Origin of the sequence: Streptomyces sp. NPDC006365 (assembly GCF_042870755.1) — a bacterium.
Lineage (GTDB): Bacteria > Actinomycetota > Actinomycetes > Streptomycetales > Streptomycetaceae > Streptomyces > Streptomyces xiangluensis.
In genome coordinates, this window is sequence record NZ_JBIAHS010000029.1 from 21,927 (window position 1) to 36,165 (window position 14,239).

Here is a 14,239-nt window from a genome sequence, read left to right on the forward strand (position 1 = left end):
CCCGCGACAGACCGCGCCCTACACCTCGACCACGGCCTCCTGGGAGGCGGCCGTCGCGTCCGCCATCAGCGGTGCGTCGAGCGGCACATTGCGCTTCACCAGAGCCAGGGCGATCGGGCCGAGCTCGTGATGGCGTACGGATGTCGTGATGAAACCGATCTTGCGCCCGTCCGGGCCCTCCTCCGCGAGCCGGATCTCCGTACCGTGCGGCGGCAGGTGCACCTCGCTGCCGTCCAGGTGGAGGAACACCAGCCGCCGCGGCGGCTTGCCCAGGTTCTGGACGCGGGCGACGGTCTCCTGCCCCCGATAGCAGCCCTTCTGAAGATGCACCGCCGAGCCGATCCAGCCCAGCTCGTGCGGAATCGTCCGGTGGTCGGTCTCGAAACCGAGCCGCGGCCGGTGATGCTCGACGCGCAGCGCCTCATACGCCAGCATCCCGGCGACCGGACCGTGCTTCTCACCGTCCGCCGCGTACGGCTCCAGGTCGCTGCGGGGCAGGAACAGATCACGCCCGTACGACGTCTCGCGTACGACGACGCCCTCGGGCACCTCGGCGATGGAACCGGCCGGCAGATGCACGACGGCGAACTCGCTCGTCCGGTCGGCGACTTCGACCCGGTAGAAGAACTTCATCGACTCCAGGTACGCGATCAGCGCGTCCTGGGTGCCGGGCTCCACGTGGGCCCAGGTGGTCGTCCCGTCGTCGACGAGATACAGCGCGTGCTCGATATGGCCGTGCGCGGAGAGGACCAGCGCCTCGGTGGCGTGGCCTGGCGGGAGATCGGAGACGTGCTGGGTGAGCAGGAGATGCAGCCAGCCGAGCCGGTCCTCACCGGAGACGGTGACGACGCCGCGGTGCGAGAGGTCGACGAAACCCGCGCCGTCGGCGAGGGCACGCTGTTCGCGGAACAGGTCGCCGTAGTGCGCGGCGACGCCTTCGTCCACGCCCTCGGCGGGCACGGCACCGGGCAGGGACAGCAGGGGGCTCTTCATGGGCATACAGCCTACGACCGAGTAGCTGCTTGTTTTATTTCCTGCTCGCGCTCTTGCCCGAGCAGTCCTTGCAGCGGCCGAAGATCGCGAAGTGCTTCATATCGGTGTCGAACCCGAAGCTCTCCCGCAGCTTCGCCGTGAACTCGGCGGCGACCGACACATCCGCCTCGATGACGTTCCGGCAGTCCCGGCACACCAGGTGAAGATGGTGATGACGGTCCGCGAGATGGTATGTGGGCGCCCCGTGCCCGAGGTGGGCGTGCGACACCAGCCCGAGCTCCTCCAGGAGCTCCAGCGTCCGGTACACGGTGGAGATGTTGACCCCCGACGCCGTCTTCCGCACTTCCACGAGGATGTCGTCGGGCGTCGCATGCTCCAGCGCGTCCACAGCCTCGAGCACAAGCTGCCGCTGCGGCGTCAGCCGATATCCGCGCTGCCGCAGATCACTCTTCCAGTCAGTGCCTTCGGCACTGCTTCCGGTGCTGCTTCGAGTGCTCACCACACCTGAAAGTCTAGAGCTACGTCAGCTACCCAGGAGCAGATCGCTGTCCCGGATTTGCAGCTCGGGTCATCGATGGCTTCGATGAGGCCCGGCCGCGTCCAGCCCTCATGCCACGAGCCTGAGGGCAGGGGCCACTGACCTGGCCCCGCGAACCCACATCCACCAGCCACGGGCGGCGATGTTGTGGGACGCGTTCAGATCCGCGTGCTCAACGAAGCCGCAAGATCTGCAGGCACGCCACGATGCACTTACTGATCTTGTGGTTGATGTCGCGGGCCCGGCGCGCTTCCTTGCCCGCATGCCTCTTCGCCCGCCGCTTGGCGGACTTGGTCCCCTTCCGCTGCAGTTTGCCACGCAGCTTCCGGTCCTGTTCGCGGCGACGGTTCAAACGCCGTCCACTGTGCCGCCGCCCGGTGGAGGTGGTGGCGATGTTCACGATCCCCAGATCCACTCCGACAAACCCGTCCGGCCTGCTGTTCTCCTCGACCTCGGGGATCTCGCAGGTCGCGATCAGATACCACTGCCCGTTCCGGCACAACAGATCCGACTCGCCGCGTCGGTAGCGGGCCAGCAGCTCCAACTGCTCCGGGTGCCCGGTAAAGGCGATTCTCTTCAGCCGCCCTCGGGTGGTCCAGATCGACACCGTGGCGGCGTCCATCTGCCAGGACAGGCAGCGATCATCGAACGGCTGAGCCGCCCCCGCTCGAAACGTGATCGACTTCGAAGTGGCTCTGACATACCGCTTCGAGCCCGGCTTGCCCGGATTTCCCACCCGCGCATGCGCCTTCAACGCGGAATACGCGTCGGCGACCTTGCGCAGCACATGTAGCGCAGCCTGCGACGACAGGCCTCGCGCACGTAGATCGGCGTATGCGAGGACCTGCAGCCCCGCGCGGGAAGTCACCCGCCGAGCGAATGCCTCGGACGACAGCCAGTTCGATGCCTCGTTGCAGGAACGCAGGGTCGCCTCAAGTGCCGTCGCCTGCTCAGGCGTTGGCAGGAGCTTGACCCGCACCACCAACTTCACGATCACGAAGTTGGACGGCGGCCGGTGTCACGTCCGGCCGAGCAGCACCCTTCACTCAAACAAGTGATGCTCGATGTGGAATCACTTGAAGAAGGCGATCCCGTCGTCCGGCATGTCGTCCGGGAGGGCCTTGGCCCAGCGTTCGACGTCCTCCGGGGACACGGCCTTCTTGAGCTGGGCGGACATGTAGGGGCGGAGCGGGACCTCGGGGGTCTGCTTCTCGCCGACCCACATGAGGTCGCTCTTGACGTAGCCGTACAGGCGCTTGCCGCCGCTGTACGGGCCCGAGGCCGCCGTGCGCGCGACCGCGTCCGTCACCAGGTCGATCTGGGGCTTCTTGTCGGCCAGCTCGCCGTACCAGACCTCGACGACGCCGTCGTCACGGACCATCACGACCTCGACCTTGCGGTCGGAGTCGATACGCCAGTAGCCGGTCTCGGTCTCCAGCGGCTTCACCTTGTTGCCCTCGGAGTCCAGGACCCACGTGCGCGAGTGGTACTCGAGGAAGTCCCGCCCGTCGTGGCTGAAGCTGACTTCCTGGCCGAAGTTGCACTTCTCGGCACCGGGGAAGTCGTGGACACCCGCGCCGGTCCAGTTACCGAGCAGGAAGGCGAGGGGGACCAGGTCCTTGTGGAGGTCCGACGGGATCTCGATCATGATCAGCTCAGAAGTCTCGTACGTGGGTGATGGGGGCGTCCGTGACGGCGCTCAGCGCTGGCCCTGGTACAGCTTCTTCACGGTCAGCCCGGCGAAGGCGATGACGCCGACGCAGACCAGGACCAGCAGAACCTCGAAGAAGATCTCAAGCACAGGGTGCTCCTTGGATGAGCGGGGTTGGGCGTAGGGCCGTACACGAAGCCGGGCTCCAGCTTACGCGGCCGTGGTCGGGCACTCCGTGCGAGGTCGCGCGTGAGGTACGCGACTACGATTCGACCATGGCGAAGAAGCTCGTGATCAAGGTGACGGCCGGGGCCGATGCTCCCGAGCGGTGCTCGCAGGCGTTCACGGTGGCGGCGGTCGCCGTGGCCAGCGGGGTGGACGTCTCACTCTGGCTGACCGGCGAGTCGGCGTGGTTCGCGCTGCCGGGCCGCGCCGCCGAGTTCGAGCTGCCGCACGCGGCTCCGCTCCCCGACCTGCTCGAATCGGTGCTGGCCGGTGGCCGGCTCACGCTGTGCACACAGTGCGCGGCCCGGCGCGACATCACGGAGAAGGACGTGCTGGAGGGCGTACGGATCGCGGGGGCGCAGGTCTTCGTGCAGGAGGCGCTGGCCGACGACACCCAGGCGCTCGTGTACTGATACGCCCTACTCCGGCGTCTCCACCCAGAGGCAGAACGGGTGACCCGACGGGTCCAGCAGCACCCGTACGTCGTCCTGTGGCTGATGGTCGGCGAGCGTGGCGCCCGCGGCGACGGCCCGCGCCGTCTCGCCCTCCAGGTCGTCGACCTCGATGTCGAGGTGCAGCATCATCTGCTGGTCGCCGGGCTTCCTGGTCGGCCAGACGGGCGGGACGTACTCGGGCTCGGTCTCGAAGGCGAGCGAGACGCCATCCCCGTCCACGGGCCCGACGAGCACCCAGTGCGGCTCGTCCGCGCGTACCTCGTACCCGAGCAACCGCACGTAGAAATCGGCCAGTTGATGCGCGTCGTGCGCATCGAGCACCACGGTGGACACCTTCGTACGCGTCATGGGGCCTGTTCTGGCGGCGGCGCTGCTCACCGTCCAGGCCGCCGCTTCTTGCCGTCCAGCTCGTCCCACCACTCGTCCGACTTCGGGTCTCCGGACGGATCGTCCCACCAGCGGTCCTCCGGCCCGCGCCGGTTGGCCACCATGGCCGCGAGGGGCGGAATCACCATCGCCACGACGCACATCCCGATGGCCACCGGCATCGACCACAGCCGCACGACACCCCAGGCCAGGACGAAGAGGCCGATGCACGTGCCCATCATGGCGAAGTAGGCGTGACGCCGTCGTGCGTACATACAAGCAGCGTAGATCCGGAAGGGGCCCTTCGGCACACCCCGCATGGGGTGTGCCGAAGGGCCCCTTCCACTCGAGGCGCCTCGCGCGGCCCAGCCGCACAAGTGGTGGCGTCCAACCGTTCCTTGGCAGTGAGCGAGAGTGAACTCCCACACTGGCACGCCCCGAACGGTCTTGGGCGCACTGGTCATCCACTTTCGCATCCGGGCGGCGACACGGATCGTGTCCGTGGTCCGGCCCCGGAAGGGCGGAGTCCCTCACGACTTGGCCACGTAGACGCGGCCAGAGGCGACGGGGAAGCCCTGAACCATCTCACTGGTGGAACAGGGGCCCCGCACGCTGGCACCACACCCGGCATCCCAAATCGCGCTGGTGACACTACCCGGCACCGCACCAGACCCCGCAAGCCTGAAAGCCGACCATCACACGATCGAGCTAAACGGCGATAGCGACCTCGGCCAGCCCGCCCGTCTGGGCGACGACCGTGCGGTCCGCCGTGCCGCCCGGAACCAGGGCGCGTACGGTCCACGTGCCCTCGGCCGCGTAGAAGCGGAACTGTCCGGTCGCAGAGGTCGGGACCTCGGCGGTGAACTCGCCGGTCGAGTCAAGGAGGCGGACGTAGCCGACCACGGGCTCGCCGTCCTTGGTCACCTGGCCCTGGATGGTGGTCTCACCGGGCTTGATCGTCGAGGCGTCGGGGCCGCCGGCCTTCGCTCCACACATGTGCTGCTCCTGAAGGGGTAGTTGAAAAGGTCGGGGCTTACTTGTTGGCGCCGAGCTCGATCGGCACGCCGACGAGGGAGCCGTACTCGGTCCAGGAACCGTCGTAGTTCTTGACGTTCTCGACGCCGAGCAGCTCGTGCAGGACGAACCAGGTCAGGGCCGAGCGCTCACCGATGCGGCAGTACGCGATGGTGTCCTTCGCCAGGTCGACCTGCTCCTCGGCGTAGAGCTCCTTGAGCTCGTCGTCCGACTTGAAGGTGCCGTCGTCGTTGGCGTTCTTGGACCACGGGATGTTGCGGGCGCTCGGCACGTGGCCGGGGCGCTGCGACTGCTCCTGCGGCAGGTGGGCCGGGGCGAGCAGCTTGCCGCTGAACTCGTCGGGCGAACGGACGTCGACCAGGTTCTGCGCGCCGATCGCGGCGACGACGTCGTCACGGAAGGCACGGATCGAGGTGTCCTGCGGCTTGGCCTTGTACTCGGTCTTCGCGCGGTCCGGCACCTGCGAGCCGTCGACCAGGTCGCGGGAGTCCAGCTCCCACTTCTTGCGGCCGCCGTCGAGGAGCTTGACGTTCTCGTGGCCGTACAGCTTGAAGTACCAGTACGCGTACGACGCGAACCAGTTGTTGTTGCCGCCGTAGAGAACGACGAGCGTGTCGTTCGCGATGCCCTTCTCCGACAGGAGCTTCTCGAAGCCCTCCTGGTCGATGAAGTCACGGCGGACCGGGTCCTGGAGGTCCTTGGTCCAGTCGATCCGGATGGCGTTCTTGATGTGGTTCTTCTCGTACGCCGATGTGTCCTCGTCGACCTCGACGATGGCGACCTTCGGGTCGTCCAGGTGCTCCTGGACCCAGTCGGCGTCTACCAGGACGTCGCTGCGGCTCATTCTGTTTCTCCTCCGGGGCAGTTACGGCGGGGGCGTGCGTCGATGAGTGGGTGCGGTACGCGCATGACAGCGGAGGCGTACGTGGCGCACGGGGTGGCCCTGACCTGGTGAGCGCGTCAAAGGGCCCGGGGATCGCGGAAGCCGGCGCTTCCGCTCAGAAGGTGCGACAGAGCATGGCGGCGACACGGCACAGGTCTACTGCCCGCCGCTTCGTCAGATCCGCCTGCTGTCGCTTCATGAGGTCGATCGTAGGGAGGGTGGGGCTGGCATGTCACCGGCGTGTCGGATGATGAGACGTGATTGTCCGCGATGTGGGACGAGAGAGCTGCGGAAGCCCCGTTCAGTCGCACTCATACGGACATTGCAGAGCCGTGGACTTCTTCACAGCTGCTTCGCGGACAGGGGCGTCTCGCCTTTCGGACAACGGCGCATCCGTCGTCAGCTCATCGGTCGTCGTACCCGCCTGCCCTCCTACCCGACGAGCGTGATGTCCGAACCCTTCACCGTGATGTCGACGCCGTTCGGTGCTGCCTCGACCTTGTCGAGCTTGATGCCGCCGGGGAGGCCGTCGATGCGCTGCTGGAAGTCGGTGACCGTGCGGGCCTTGTCCTCGGCGAGCTGGACGCCGAGGTTGGGGAGCGAGTCGGCGCGAGCCCTGACGACGTCGCCCTCGACGCTGACCGTGCTCAGTACGGATACGGGCTGGGGAAGCTTGGCGCCGAGCACGGTGGCCTCGACCTCGACCTTGATCTTTCCGTTGCCGCCGTCGGAGAGGCCGACGACCTCGGCGGTGACTCCACTCGCGAGTTGTACGGGTTCGGACTTGGCGGCCTTGAGGAGTTCGTCGTACGAGATCGTGGCGGTGCCGGTGGCCGAGGCGGCGGTGGCGGAGCTGTAGTTGCCGGAGAAGGCGACGCCGCGCATCTGGGCGGTGAGGTCGTCGATACGGATCTTGTCGGGGCCGGTGTTCTGCGCGGTGCCGCCGGTGTCCGCCTCGTAGTTCTGGATGGCGACCTCGATCTCGTCGAGTTCGCCGCCGACGACCTGGGTGAGGAAGGGGAAGCCCTTGATCGACACGTCGGGGGTGCTGGCCAGGCCCTCGCTGGTCTTCAGCTTGTCCGCTGCCTCGTCCTCGGCGAAGCCGACGGCTACGCGGTCGGCGATGACGAAGAGCCCGCCCAGGATGACGGCGACGATCAGAAGTATTCGCAGTGCGCGCATGTCTTGGTGTTCCCCCACCTCGGCATCGACGGCTTCCGGTGGCCGTCGAGCGAGGGTAACTCGGTTGGGAGGTTGGTCGGCGGGGATGGGGCGGGTTGTCGATCAGCTGTGACAGGTGGGGGTTGGGAGGCCTGGCGCGGACTCTGAGGTCTGCGCCCCCAACCCCCGCTCCTCAAACGCAGGAGGGGCTGATTTTTCGTGGCCGAATTTTGCCGGCGCAGGCCCGCATCAACCAGCCCGTCGGGCGTTTGAGGACGAGGCCGTTCAGGCCGATGGGGTCCGGCGCACAGCCCCAGGGATGGGACGGGTAGGGGCGGCGGGGCGAGAAAACTCCCGCCTCAGCCCAGCGCCCTGCCCAGCAAATAGACCGCCGGAGCCGCCGCCGCCAGCGGCAGGGCCACTCCCGCTGTGAAGTGGACGAAGCGGGACGGGTAGTCGTAGCTGGCGACCCGGTGGCCGATGAGGGCGCAGGCTCCGGCCGCGGCGCCGAGGAGGGCACCGCCCGTGCCAAGGCCTGTCACACCGCCGGCCGCAAGGCCCGCACCCCCTGCCGCCAGCAAGGCGACGAGCAGCGACGCCGGCGTCGGGAGGGGGAGCGCGCGCGCCAGGACCGCCGCCGCTACCGCCGCCCCGCCCACCGTCACCGCGTCCGAGGCCGCCGCGAGGTGGCCCGCCGCGAGGATGGCCAGCGCCGCCGAGGCGACCGTGGCCATCAGGCCGTACATGCGCTCGTCGGGTTCGGCGTGGCTGCGGAGTTGGAGGACCAGGGTGAGCAGGACCCAGACGCCGAGGGTGCCGAGGATGGCGGCGGGAGCGTTCTCGCGCCCGGCCGCCAGCAGCACGGCGTCCGCCGTGAGCGCGCCCGCGAAGGCCAGCGCGATGCCCTGCCGGGCGGGCCACATGCCGTTCAGCCGGAACCAGCCCGCCGCGGTCACCGCCTGCAGGATCACCAGCGGGACGACGAGTGCGTACTCGCCGATCGCCGCCGTTCCCGCGAGCAGCGATCCGAGTACCGCCGTCAGCACGGCCGGCTGCCCACCCGGTTCGATGATCGGCGAACGCCCCTCGGCACGGGCCCGCTGGGCGTCCGTGACCCGGGGGTTTCCGGTGAGGGTGGGCGGCCCGTACGCGGGGGTGGGGCCGGAGGCGGGGACAGCGGCAGCCTGCTCGTCAACTGCCGCCGAAGCGGGCGCAGTCGCGGGCATGGGCGAAGGTGCGGATGCAGCAGCGGACGCGGGCGCGAAGTCCCCGTACGCGGGCCCCTGTACGTACCCATGGCTCTGGCCTTGGTTCGCGTGACCCCGGGCCGGAGCCGGAGCCCCGTGCCCCTGAGACTGCTGGTCAGACGTCGGCGTCGGAGCCCCATACCCCTGGGACCGCTGGTCCGACACCGGCACCGGAGCCCCGTACCCCTGGGACTGCTGGTCCGACGCCGGCACCGGAGCCCCATACCCCGACGCCTGGGCCTGAGCCCCGTTCCCCTGAGCTCCGCGATCCCACCCCGAACCAGGAACCCCGTACCCATGCCCCGTCCCATACACCGGCTCAGCCGGAGCCGGAGCCGGCGTCGCAGCCGGATTCGGGTTCGGATTCGGGTTCGGGTTCGGGTTCGGAGCTGGGTTCGGCGCCGCAGCCGGAGGCACGACCCGCGCAGGCCGTGCATGCGTCTGCGTCTCCCACGTCTGCCCCTCCCACTGCTGGGTCTGATGCTGCGCGTCCTCGTCGGACGGCTGCTGCCCGGGCCAGCGGGGCTGCTGCTGATGGGAGTCGTGCCCGTCATGGGAGCCGTGGCCCTCGTGGGAGCCTCCACCACTCTCGGCTTCGCTCGAGCGGGGGGACCCCCACTGCTGGTTGCTCATGATGCCCGTCACCCTCCTGCGAACGGCGGGAGCACCTCGACCGTGCCGCCCTCGGCCAGCCGTACCGTCTCATGTCCGCGGGTGCCCACGGGGTCACCGTCGATGAGGAACGAGCATCGCCGCAGGACGCGGACGAGTTCGCCGGGGTGTCGTTCGCGCGCCGCGTCAAGCGCCTCGGCGAGAGTCTCCGCCTCGTACGGCTCCTCGGCCACGCCGGCGGCGGCCTTGGCGGCGGCCCAGTAACGCACCGTGCCCTGTGCCATCAGGTTCCTCGATCAATGCTTGTCATTGTTAACGGTCGACACGGCCAGGCTAGCCGGACGCCGAAGCCGCCCACGCACCGATCCGCCCCAGCAGCGCATCGTCCGCCGCGTGCTCCGCGTGCCCCATACCCGCCTCCAGCCACAGCTCGGCGTGGTCCTCGCCCGCCGCGTCGGCCAGCATCCGGGGGTGGTCCAGCGGGAAGTAGCCGTCCAGTTCGCCGTGGACGATCAGCAAGGGCGTGGGGGCGATCAGCGGGACCGACTCGACCGGGGAGAGGGGGACCGGGTCCCAGTCGCGGTGGTGGATCCGGGTGCGCAGGCCGTAGCGGCTGATCGTGCGGCCCAGCGGGCGGGTCACGACCCAGTGGAGTCGGCGCATGGGCTTCGTACCGCGGTAGTACCAGCGAGCGGGGGCGCTCACCGACACCACCGCGTCCGTATACGCTCCTGTGCGCCCCACCTGTTCCTGAGCGGGCCCCGGGCGGTGCATCGCCGCGTGCCGCAGGACCACGGATCCGCCCATCGAGAAGCCGACCGTGGCGACGCGGGTGTGGCCCAGCTCTCGTGCCCAGGCGACCGCCGCCGCCAGGTCGAGCACCTCCCGGTCGCCCACCGTGGAGAGCCCGCCGGAGGCCCCGTGGCCCCGGAAGGAGAACGTGACGACGGCCGCGTGCTCCGCGAGGATGCCTGCCACCCGGCGTACGTGTGGCCGGTCGAGATCCCCGGTGAAACCGTGTGCGATGACGATCGCGAGCTCGCCGGAAAGATCGGAAGAGGGCACGGACGTGCCCTTTCCGGGCTCGTACATGGCGTCGATCGTCACCCCGTCGACCGTGCGCAGAAATCTCCGACGCTCGGCTCGCCGGGCTGTCTCAGGTAGTGGACGATTAAAAGATCGCGTCACATGACCTGCCGGACCTTGGTTCATGTGGGCTATTCTGCTGGGCATGAGGACTCGGGCAGCGTAGCCCCCGGGTCCTTTTGCGCTTTCTGGAGCGATGTATACGAACGCTGTATACGACGCGAAAGCGCGAACCGCGGCACCCGGGGGCGCGGGAGCCGCAAAGAGTTCGAAGCAGTGCCGTAAACGTCCTCGCAGGGACCGAGGAGGAACCAGACGTTATGGGCGAGCGAACCATGCACAACCGTAGGACGACCCGGGTAGGTGGGACACGATGAGTTCTTTGCTGCTCCTGACCAATGCCCTTCAGCCGTCGACGGAGGTGCTTCCCGCTCTCGGCCTGCTTCTGCACAACGTGCGAGTGGCTCCGGCGGAAGGCCCCGCTCTCGTCGACACCCCTGGTGCCGACGTCATCCTCATCGACGGCCGCCGTGATCTGCCGCAGGTGCGCAGCCTGTGCCAGCTGCTGCGGTCGACCGGTCCTGGCTGTCCACTGATCCTCGTCGTGACGGAGGGCGGCCTCGCTGCCGTGACCGCCGACTGGGGCATCGACGACGTGCTGCTCGACACCGCCGGTCCGGCGGAGGTCGAGGCGCGGCTGCGGCTGGCCATGGGCCGCCAGCAGATCGTCAACGACGACTCCCCCATGGAGATTCGTAACGGCGACCTGTCCGTCGACGAGGCGACCTACAGCGCCAAGCTCAAGGGCCGGGTCCTGGACCTGACCTTCAAGGAGTTCGAGCTCCTGAAGTACCTCGCGCAGCACCCCGGTCGTGTCTTCACGCGCGCCCAGCTCCTGCAGGAGGTCTGGGGTTACGACTACTTCGGCGGCACCCGGACGGTCGACGTGCACGTCCGGCGACTGCGCGCGAAGCTCGGTCCGGAGCACGAGTCACTGATCGGGACCGTCCGGAACGTCGGTTATCGATTCGTTACGCCGGAGAAGCTGGACCGCACCGCGACCGAGGCGAAGGCCCCGGCAGACCGGCCAAAGCCGGATGATGCGGACGAGACGGCGCACCTTGACGCCACCTCGGACGCCGGGCTCACGACGGAGGCCGAGGAAGCCGCCGTACGCCCTGCCCAGAGGTAGGTCCATCCGCGTAGACTCCGCGCGTGGCCAAGGTGACTAGGGATGATGTGGCGCGACTTGCGGGTACTTCCACCGCCGTCGTCAGCTATGTCATCAACAACGGACCCCGGCCGGTCGCCCCGGCCACGCGCGAGCGCGTTCTCGCCGCGATCAAGGAGCTGGGGTACCGGCCCGACCGGGTCGCCCAGGCCATGGCCTCGCGGCGGACCGACCTCATAGGCCTGATCGTGCCGGACGCGCGCCAGCCGTTCTTCGGCGAGATGGCGCACGCGGTCGAAGAGGCCGCGTTCGAACGCGGAAAGATGGTGCTCGTCGGCAACTCGGACTACGTCGGCGAGCGCGAGGTCCACTATCTGCGGGCCTTCCTCGGGATGCGGGTCTCCGGCCTGATCCTCGTCAGCCACGCGCTGAACGATCTGGCCGCCGCCGAGATCGAGGCGTGGGACGCCCGGGTGGTGCTGCTGCACGAGCGGCCCGAGGCCATCGACGACGTCGCGGTCGTGACGGACGACATAGGCGGCGCCGAGCTCGTCACCCGCCATCTCCTGGAGCACGGCTACGACTACGTCGCCTGTCTGGGCGGCGTCGCGGAGACCCCCACGGTCGGTGACCCCGTCTCCGACCACGTCGAGGGCTGGCGGCGTGCGATGCACGAGGCCGGGAAGTCCACGGAGGGTCGCCTCTTCGAGGCGCTCTACAACCGGTACGACGCGTACCAGGTCGGGCTGAAGCTGCTGGCCGGTCCGCAGCGGCCGCCCGCGATCTTCTGCTCGACGGACGACCAGGCGGTCGGTGTGATGCGGGCGGCTCGTGAGCTGCGTATCGATGTACCGGGCGAGCTGGCGGTGGCCGGCTTCGACGACATCAAGGAAGCCGCACTGACTGATCCGCCGATGACGACGGTCGCCTCGGACCGCTCGGCCATGGCCCGTGCGGCGGTCGACCTGGTCCTCGACGACGGTGTGCGGGTCGGCTCTCGCCAGGAGCGGTTGAAGCTTTTCCCCTCACGGCTGGTGGTACGCCGGTCCTGCGGCTGCGAGTAGCTCCGCGGGAAGGGCTGTTCTTCGACCATCGCCGCCGCTTGCGTCACAGCACCGTGCCGTAACCCCTTGTTTCACCTTCACCGGCCCGCGGCTTTATATCGGGCAAACGCGGTTCTGGCGGGCTTCTCAGGGTGGACTCAGGGAGCTCTCATGCTTGCGGGCCAGGCTCTGAGTCATGACCGAGAGCTTCCGCCGCAACGGCGAGTACCCCGAGGGCGAACAGCAGCAGTCCGCGTACTCCCAGCAGGAGCACGCCACTTCACAGCAGGAGAACTCCTCTTTCGCGGGGTCCTCCGCGGGCTCCCCCATAAATCCGGAGTGGCCGCCTCCGCCGGCGTACGACCCGCCGGCGTACGAGCCGACGCACAACGCGGCGCCGGAACCCATGCACAACGCGGCGCAGGCACACGAGCCGACGCACACCGCGGCCCCGGCGCACGACCCGTCGCAGCAGGCCGCCGCCCCCACCGCTCTCCTCACGGAGCCTGTCTCGGCCGGCGCCACCCGCCGCAGGCGCGCCCGGGGTCCGCTGGCGCTGCTGGCCGCCGTGGCGATAGCCGCCGCGGCCGTGGGCGGTGGCACCGCGTACGCCTTCCAGGAGCTGAGCGGCGGCAACGACGTCGCCACGACCAGCACCACCACGAGCGTCGTGCCCACGAGCCAGAAGGGCACCGTCGCCGGGGTCGCCCAGGCGGTCAGCCCGAGCATCGTCGAGATCAACGCGACCTCCGCGGTGGGCGAGTCCACCGGGTCCGGCGTGATCATCACCAGCGACGGCGAGATCATCACCAACAACCACGTCGTCTCCGGCGCCGACTCGATCAAGGTGAGGACGAGCGACGGCAAGGCGTACTCCGCGGAGGTCGTCGGCACCGACAGCAAGAAGGACCTCGCGCTGATCAAACTCAAGGACGCCTCCGGGATGAAGGCCGCGACGCTCGGCAACTCCGACGGCGTCAAGGTGGGCGACGAGGTCGTGGCGATCGGCTCTCCCGAGGGCCTGACCGGCACCGTCACCAGCGGCATCGTCTCCGCGCTCGACCGCGACGTCACCGTCTCCACAGACGAGGACCAGGGGCAGGGTCAGGGCCAGGGCGGCGGCAACGACCAGTGGCCGTTCGGCTTCGGCGGCCAGGAGTTCAACGGTGACACCGGTTCGTCGACGACGACGTACAAGGCGCTCCAGACGGACGCCTCCCTCAACCCCGGGAACTCCGGCGGCGCGCTGATCGACATGAACGGCAACATCATCGGCATCAACTCCGCGATGTACTCGCCGGCTTCGGCCACTTCGGCGAGCGCGGGCAGCGCCGGCCTCGGCTTCGCCATCCCGATCAACACCGTCAAGTCCGACCTCGACACGCTGCGCGCGGGCGGCTCGGACAACTGAGCCACCCCACTGAGCTGCCACTCAGCAGCTCCGGACGACCTTGGAGGTCGCCATGACCAGGAACGTATCGATCAAGCAGGTGTCGCACGGCGCGGCAGGCGAGGCTGCCCTGCCCGCCATCACCGACCCCGCCGCCTTCGCCCTCGCCCTCGATGTGGCCCGCGCCCTGCACCCGCCGCTCGCCCGGGCGCCCGAGGTGGCCCCGGCGCCCGTCACCGCCGCCCGGCCCGCACGCAGGGCATCGGCCCGCCGCCTTGCCGTGCGGAGTTGAGCCGGTTTACGAGCTTGATCCGTACGACGCCGCAAACGTTCCCGGAAACGTGCGACGCTGAAGGCGGCTCGAACCGGCCCCCACCACCTAT

Annotated in this window: 18 protein-coding genes; 5 read left to right on the forward strand and 13 right to left on the reverse strand. The window is 68.9% G+C overall.

Annotation, left to right across the window (positions count from 1 at the left end):
- Positions 1-18 precede the first annotated feature (18 nt).
- The 4 genes from ACFYO0_RS43300 to ACFYO0_RS43315 all read right to left on the reverse strand — a co-directional run bounded on the left by ACFYO0_RS43300 (position 19) and on the right by ACFYO0_RS43315 (position 3,179).
- Positions 19-993 carry a YgfZ/GcvT domain-containing protein gene (locus ACFYO0_RS43300; RefSeq protein ID WP_388687287.1) on the reverse strand — a complete coding sequence of 325 codons (975 nt, stop codon included), beginning with the start codon at positions 991-993 and terminating at the stop codon, positions 19-21.
- Positions 994-1,027: 34 nt separating this feature from the next.
- The gene (locus ACFYO0_RS43305; protein ID WP_388687289.1) at positions 1,028-1,495 is read right to left on the reverse strand and encodes a Fur family transcriptional regulator; all 468 of its coding nucleotides are present in this window, start codon (positions 1,493-1,495) and stop codon (positions 1,028-1,030) included.
- Between the two features lie 208 nt (positions 1,496-1,703).
- Complete coding sequence (locus tag ACFYO0_RS43310) at positions 1,704-2,522, reverse strand: RNA-guided endonuclease InsQ/TnpB family protein (protein WP_388687290.1); 819 nt, start codon at positions 2,520-2,522, stop codon at positions 1,704-1,706.
- Positions 2,523-2,603: 81 nt separating this feature from the next.
- Positions 2,604-3,179, reverse strand: coding sequence for an FABP family protein (locus ACFYO0_RS43315; RefSeq protein WP_388687292.1), 576 nt, complete (start codon positions 3,177-3,179; stop codon positions 2,604-2,606).
- A gap of 278 nt (positions 3,180-3,457) precedes the next feature.
- Between ACFYO0_RS43315 and ACFYO0_RS43320 the strand changes: the two genes are divergently transcribed.
- Positions 3,458-3,820, forward strand: a complete 363-nt coding sequence (locus ACFYO0_RS43320; RefSeq protein ID WP_388687294.1) for a DsrE family protein — start codon at positions 3,458-3,460, stop codon at positions 3,818-3,820.
- Positions 3,821-3,826: 6 nt separating this feature from the next.
- On the opposite strand, the gene ACFYO0_RS43325 is transcribed toward ACFYO0_RS43320, so the two are convergent.
- The 9 genes from ACFYO0_RS43325 to ACFYO0_RS43365 all read right to left on the reverse strand — a co-directional run bounded on the left by ACFYO0_RS43325 (position 3,827) and on the right by ACFYO0_RS43365 (position 10,378).
- The gene (locus ACFYO0_RS43325) at positions 3,827-4,210 is read right to left on the reverse strand and encodes a VOC family protein (RefSeq protein WP_388687296.1); all 384 of its coding nucleotides are present in this window, start codon (positions 4,208-4,210) and stop codon (positions 3,827-3,829) included.
- Between the two features lie 26 nt (positions 4,211-4,236).
- Positions 4,237-4,503 carry a DUF3099 domain-containing protein gene (locus ACFYO0_RS43330; RefSeq protein WP_165343081.1) on the reverse strand — a complete coding sequence of 89 codons (267 nt, stop codon included), beginning with the start codon at positions 4,501-4,503 and terminating at the stop codon, positions 4,237-4,239.
- 433 nt (positions 4,504-4,936) lie between these two features.
- Positions 4,937-5,224 (reverse strand): DUF1416 domain-containing protein, encoded by a 288-nt coding sequence (locus tag ACFYO0_RS43335; RefSeq protein ID WP_033324392.1) that lies wholly within the window; start codon positions 5,222-5,224, stop codon positions 4,937-4,939.
- A 37-nt stretch (positions 5,225-5,261) separates the two neighbouring features.
- A complete protein-coding gene (locus ACFYO0_RS43340; RefSeq protein WP_386353810.1) occupies positions 5,262-6,107 on the reverse strand; it encodes a sulfurtransferase in 846 nt (281 codons plus the stop codon).
- 154 nt (positions 6,108-6,261) lie between these two features.
- A complete protein-coding gene (locus ACFYO0_RS43345; RefSeq protein ID WP_352376456.1) occupies positions 6,262-6,345 on the reverse strand; it encodes a putative leader peptide in 84 nt (27 codons plus the stop codon).
- 233 nt (positions 6,346-6,578) lie between these two features.
- Positions 6,579-7,328, reverse strand: coding sequence for a DUF2993 domain-containing protein (locus ACFYO0_RS43350; RefSeq protein WP_388687298.1), 750 nt, complete (start codon positions 7,326-7,328; stop codon positions 6,579-6,581).
- 338 nt (positions 7,329-7,666) lie between these two features.
- Positions 7,667-8,869 (reverse strand): hypothetical protein, encoded by a 1,203-nt coding sequence (locus tag ACFYO0_RS43355; protein WP_388687399.1) that lies wholly within the window; start codon positions 8,867-8,869, stop codon positions 7,667-7,669.
- Positions 8,870-9,195: 326 nt separating this feature from the next.
- Entirely contained in the window at positions 9,196-9,450 is a 255-nt protein-coding gene (locus tag ACFYO0_RS43360; protein WP_033324387.1) for a MoaD/ThiS family protein, read from the reverse strand.
- Between the two features lie 49 nt (positions 9,451-9,499).
- A complete protein-coding gene (locus ACFYO0_RS43365; protein ID WP_388687300.1) occupies positions 9,500-10,378 on the reverse strand; it encodes an alpha/beta hydrolase in 879 nt (292 codons plus the stop codon).
- Between the two features lie 247 nt (positions 10,379-10,625).
- On the opposite strand from ACFYO0_RS43365, the gene ACFYO0_RS43370 reads away from it, so the two are divergent.
- The 4 genes from ACFYO0_RS43370 (at position 10,626) to ACFYO0_RS43385 (ending at position 14,148) form a co-directional block, all read left to right on the forward strand.
- Positions 10,626-11,444 (forward strand): winged-helix domain-containing protein, encoded by an 819-nt coding sequence (locus tag ACFYO0_RS43370; protein WP_388687302.1) that lies wholly within the window; start codon positions 10,626-10,628, stop codon positions 11,442-11,444.
- Positions 11,445-11,467: 23 nt separating this feature from the next.
- Positions 11,468-12,487, forward strand: coding sequence for a LacI family DNA-binding transcriptional regulator (locus ACFYO0_RS43375; protein WP_386353820.1), 1,020 nt, complete (start codon positions 11,468-11,470; stop codon positions 12,485-12,487).
- 175 nt (positions 12,488-12,662) lie between these two features.
- A complete protein-coding gene (locus ACFYO0_RS43380) occupies positions 12,663-13,877 on the forward strand; it encodes a S1C family serine protease (RefSeq protein ID WP_388687303.1) in 1,215 nt (404 codons plus the stop codon).
- 52 nt (positions 13,878-13,929) lie between these two features.
- The gene (locus tag ACFYO0_RS43385; RefSeq protein ID WP_388687305.1) at positions 13,930-14,148 is read left to right on the forward strand and encodes a hypothetical protein; all 219 of its coding nucleotides are present in this window, start codon (positions 13,930-13,932) and stop codon (positions 14,146-14,148) included.
- Positions 14,149-14,239 lie beyond the last annotated feature (91 nt).

What these genes read in the sequence shown, in the direction of transcription:
- ACFYO0_RS43360 (WP_033324387.1), bottom strand. Translation starts at nt 9,450, where the DNA reads ATGGCACAGGGCACGGTGCGTTACTGGGCCGCCGCCAAGGCCGCCGCC.
- ACFYO0_RS43365 (WP_388687300.1), bottom strand. Translation starts at nt 10,378, where the DNA reads ATGAACCAAGGTCCGGCAGGTCATGTGACGCGATCTTTTAATCGTCCA.
- ACFYO0_RS43330 (WP_165343081.1), bottom strand. Translation starts at nt 4,503, where the DNA reads ATGTACGCACGACGGCGTCACGCCTACTTCGCCATGATGGGCACGTGC.
- ACFYO0_RS43350 (WP_388687298.1), bottom strand. Translation starts at nt 7,328, where the DNA reads ATGCGCGCACTGCGAATACTTCTGATCGTCGCCGTCATCCTGGGCGGG.
- ACFYO0_RS43370 (WP_388687302.1), top strand. Translation starts at nt 10,626, where the DNA reads ATGAGTTCTTTGCTGCTCCTGACCAATGCCCTTCAGCCGTCGACGGAG.
- ACFYO0_RS43320 (WP_388687294.1), top strand. Translation starts at nt 3,458, where the DNA reads ATGGCGAAGAAGCTCGTGATCAAGGTGACGGCCGGGGCCGATGCTCCC.
- ACFYO0_RS43315 (WP_388687292.1), bottom strand. Translation starts at nt 3,179, where the DNA reads ATGATCGAGATCCCGTCGGACCTCCACAAGGACCTGGTCCCCCTCGCC.
- ACFYO0_RS43345 (WP_352376456.1), bottom strand. Translation starts at nt 6,345, where the DNA reads ATGAAGCGACAGCAGGCGGATCTGACGAAGCGGCGGGCAGTAGACCTG.
- ACFYO0_RS43325 (WP_388687296.1), bottom strand. Translation starts at nt 4,210, where the DNA reads ATGACGCGTACGAAGGTGTCCACCGTGGTGCTCGATGCGCACGACGCG.
- ACFYO0_RS43385 (WP_388687305.1), top strand. Translation starts at nt 13,930, where the DNA reads ATGACCAGGAACGTATCGATCAAGCAGGTGTCGCACGGCGCGGCAGGC.
- ACFYO0_RS43335 (WP_033324392.1), bottom strand. Translation starts at nt 5,224, where the DNA reads ATGTGTGGAGCGAAGGCCGGCGGCCCCGACGCCTCGACGATCAAGCCC.
- ACFYO0_RS43300 (WP_388687287.1), bottom strand. Translation starts at nt 993, where the DNA reads ATGAAGAGCCCCCTGCTGTCCCTGCCCGGTGCCGTGCCCGCCGAGGGC.
- ACFYO0_RS43380 (WP_388687303.1), top strand. Translation starts at nt 12,663, where the DNA reads ATGACCGAGAGCTTCCGCCGCAACGGCGAGTACCCCGAGGGCGAACAG.
- ACFYO0_RS43340 (WP_386353810.1), bottom strand. Translation starts at nt 6,107, where the DNA reads ATGAGCCGCAGCGACGTCCTGGTAGACGCCGACTGGGTCCAGGAGCAC.